Genomic DNA, 3028 nt, shown 5'->3' with positions numbered 1-3028 from the left:
CCCCCATCCTTCCCCTTGTCGTTTATCACGGCAGGGAAGGATGGCTTTCAAGGGATATTGTGGATCTGCTGGACGGTGGTCATCCAAACATCTTCCGGCCCTTCACACCACAGTTCCATACCCTGCTTTGTGATGTCGGCGCCCTTGACCCCAATACCCTCCAGCACAATATTGTGCTAAAGGTTTTCTTRAAGATTCTGGGTTCCGTCATGGGGCCTGAAATCAAAGATGATCTCCCTGAGATGATTCAAATGCTGACCAAAATRATGGAGCCCGGCAAAACGACACTGGAATACATAGAAATTTTTCTKCGCTACGTCATCTCGGCAAGCCAGGACATTGACGAGGCCACCATTGAAAAGGCCCTCGAAAACAGCGGATACATGGAGGTGCTTATGCCCACATTGGCCCAAAAATGGATTGAAGAAGGCATGGTTATGGGTGAACAAAGAGGCCTGATTATGGGCGAACAGAGAGGCCTGATTATGGGTGAACAGAGAGGTGAACAGAAAGGTCTGATGCGCATGATGCAGGAAAAATATGCCACCATCATGAACCTTCAGAAATACAGGATGAAACCAGAAGAGATAGCAGATATTACGAGTCTTACCCCTGAAAAGGTCAGAGAGATTCTTGCTGCCGGTGACAAGGGCCTGGATCTTCTCATAGGCGATAATACGACCAAACATTAGTCCTTGTTCTGTACCTACAAACTAAAAGGCAGGAGTGGGAAATGGGCTTCGAGAGCCTCAGCCACCGATATACCCACAAGGATTTTGACTCTGCCATCGCCAGGCATCCTGCATCATATGTTCAAGGCTTCGGGAGGTTTGCCAGCCAAGCTCCTGCAGGGCTTTCGAAGGATCGGCCCAGCAGGCGGCAATATCCCCTTTTCGGCGGGGAACAATGGAAAAAGGAACACCCTTACCGGAGGCGGCTTCAAAGGAGCAGATCATTTCAAGAACGGAAGTGCCCCTGCCTGTGTCAAGGTTCCAGATCTTAACACCCCTTTGCCTTACAAGAATTTTCATGGCTTCCACATGAAACAGAAATTTTACCCTATCCCCTCTTTTCATCCCCCCAAGCGCCTGCTATTCTACCTTCCATGAAAAAGAAAAAGCAGGACACCTATCTGGAAGATCTCCTAAAGAGCAACCCCCATGATGCTCTGGCAAAGAGAATCCTTGGCCAAAAAAACCATGCCGTGGATTTTTTCAAAGTCATGCTGCCAGAAGAGTTGGTTGCACTTCTTGATATGGAAACCCTCAAGGCCGAAAAGGACAGTTTTGTCAGCCCAAAACTTCGGAGTGCCTTCAGTGATCTTGTGTTCAGCGTAAAGCTCAAAGACAGCCGGACAAAGGCTTTCCTCTACACACTCATTGAACACAAAAGCCAGCCCGATATCTGGCACATCCTCCAGATACTCAAATATATGAGTGCCGTATGGGAAAGCTTCCACAGAAATACCCCGGATAAACTTCTGCCCCCCATCCTTCCCCTTGTCGTTTATCACGGCAGGGAAGGATGGCTTTCAAGGGATATTGTGGATCTGCTGGACGGTGGTCATCCAAACATCTTCMGGCCCTTCACACCACAGTTCCATACCCTGCTTTGTGATGTCRGCRCCCTTGACCCCAATACCCTCCAGCACAATATTGTGCTAAAGGTTTTCTTRAAGATTCTGGGTTCCGTMATGGGGCCWGAAATCAAAGATGATCTCCCTGRGATGATTCAAATGCTGACYAAAATGATGGAGCCCGGCAAAACGACACTGGAATACATAGAAATTTTTCTGCGCTACGTCATCTCGGCAAGCCAGGACATTGACGAGGCCACCATTGAAAAGGCCCTCGAAAACAGCGGATACATGGAGGTGCTTATGCCCACATTGGCCCAAAAATGGATTGAAGAAGGTATGGTTATGGGTGAACAAAGAGGCCTGATTATGGGCGAACAGAGAGGTGAACAAAGAGGCCTGAAACTAGGAGAGCAGAAAGGACTGATGCGGGAAAAGTATGAAACAATAATGAGTCTCCGTGAATTCCATATGAAACCGGAGGATATTGCCAGAGCTACCAGACTTACCCCTGAAAAGGTCAGAGAGATTCTTGCTGCCGGTGACAAGGGCCTGGATCTTCTCATAGGCGATAATACAACCAAACATTAGTCCTTGTTCTGTACCTACAAACTAAAAGGCAGGAKTGGRAAATGGGCTTCGAGAGCCTCAGCCACCGATATACCCACAAGGATTTTGACTCTGCCATCRCCAGGCATCCTGCATCATATGTTCAAGGCTTCGGGARGTTTGCCAGCCAAGCTCCTGCAGGGCTTTSGAAGGATCGGCCCAGCAGGCGGCAATATCCCCTTTTCGGCGGGGAACAATKGAAAAAGGAACACCCTTACCGGAGGCGGCTTCAAAGGAGCAGATCATTTCAAGAACGGAAGTGCCCCTGCCTGTGTCAAGGTTCCAGATCTTAACACCCCTTTGCCTTACAAGAATTTTCATGGCTTTCACATGAAACAGAAATTTTACACAGCCCCCTCTTTTCATCCCCCAAAGCTCCTGCTATTCTGCCTTCCATGAAAAAGAAAAAGCAGGACAATAAAGATCAGGATACCTATCTGGAAGACCTCCTGAAGAGCAACCCCCATGATGCTCTGGCAAAGAGGATCCTTGGCAAAAAAAGCAATGCCGTGGATTTTTTCAAAGTCATGCTGCCAGAAGAGGTGGTTGCACTTCTTGATATGGAGACCCTCAAGGCTGAAAAGGACAGYTTTGTCAGCCCAAAACTTCGGAGTGCCTTCAGYGAYCTTGTGTTCAGCGTAAARCTCAAAGACAGCCGGACAAAGGCTTTCCTCTACACACTCATTGAACACAAAAGCCAGCCCGATATCTGGTACATCCTCCAGATACTCAAATATATGAGTGCCGTATGGGAAAGCTTCCACAGAAATAACCCGGATAAACTTCTGCCCCCCATCCTTCCCCTTGTCGTTTATCACGGCAGGGAAGGATGGSKGGCAGAAG

5 protein-coding genes are annotated in these 3028 nt (G+C 48.4%); 3 read left to right on the top strand and 2 right to left on the bottom strand.

The window, feature by feature from the left end; translation table 11 throughout:
• Positions 1-692 (top strand): Rpn family recombination-promoting nuclease/putative transposase (locus tag FIM25_RS16795; protein ID WP_179953487.1); only part of this gene is annotated, 692 nt, incomplete at its 5' end.
• A gap of 57 nt (positions 693-749) precedes the next feature.
• Here FIM25_RS16795 and FIM25_RS16790 read toward each other — a convergent pair.
• A complete protein-coding gene (locus tag FIM25_RS16790; RefSeq protein ID WP_139451003.1) occupies positions 750-1076 on the bottom strand; it encodes a Rossmann-fold NAD(P)-binding domain-containing protein in 327 nt (108 codons plus the stop codon).
• Positions 1077-1105: 29 nt separating this feature from the next.
• On the opposite strand from FIM25_RS16790, the gene FIM25_RS16785 reads away from it, so the two are divergent.
• Positions 1106-2167 (top strand): Rpn family recombination-promoting nuclease/putative transposase, encoded by a 1062-nt coding sequence (locus FIM25_RS16785; protein ID WP_139451002.1) that lies wholly within the window; start codon positions 1106-1108, stop codon positions 2165-2167.
• 57 nt (positions 2168-2224) lie between these two features.
• Here FIM25_RS16785 and FIM25_RS16780 read toward each other — a convergent pair whose 3' ends face one another.
• Positions 2225-2551 carry a Rossmann-fold NAD(P)-binding domain-containing protein gene (locus FIM25_RS16780; RefSeq protein WP_179953486.1) on the bottom strand — a complete coding sequence of 109 codons (327 nt, stop codon included), beginning with the start codon at positions 2549-2551 and terminating at the stop codon, positions 2225-2227.
• Between the two features lie 29 nt (positions 2552-2580).
• On the opposite strand from FIM25_RS16780, the gene FIM25_RS16775 reads away from it, so the two are divergent.
• The coding region (locus FIM25_RS16775; protein WP_139451000.1) for an Rpn family recombination-promoting nuclease/putative transposase at positions 2581-3028 on the top strand (448 nt) is incomplete at its 3' end.

It is taken from the genome of Desulfobotulus mexicanus (assembly GCF_006175995.1).
In the GTDB taxonomy this organism is placed as follows: Bacteria; Desulfobacterota; Desulfobacteria; order Desulfobacterales; family ASO4-4; genus Desulfobotulus; species Desulfobotulus mexicanus.
The sequence above is the reverse complement of the archived record's forward strand: the minus strand, read 5'-3'. Positions and strand labels throughout refer to the sequence as shown.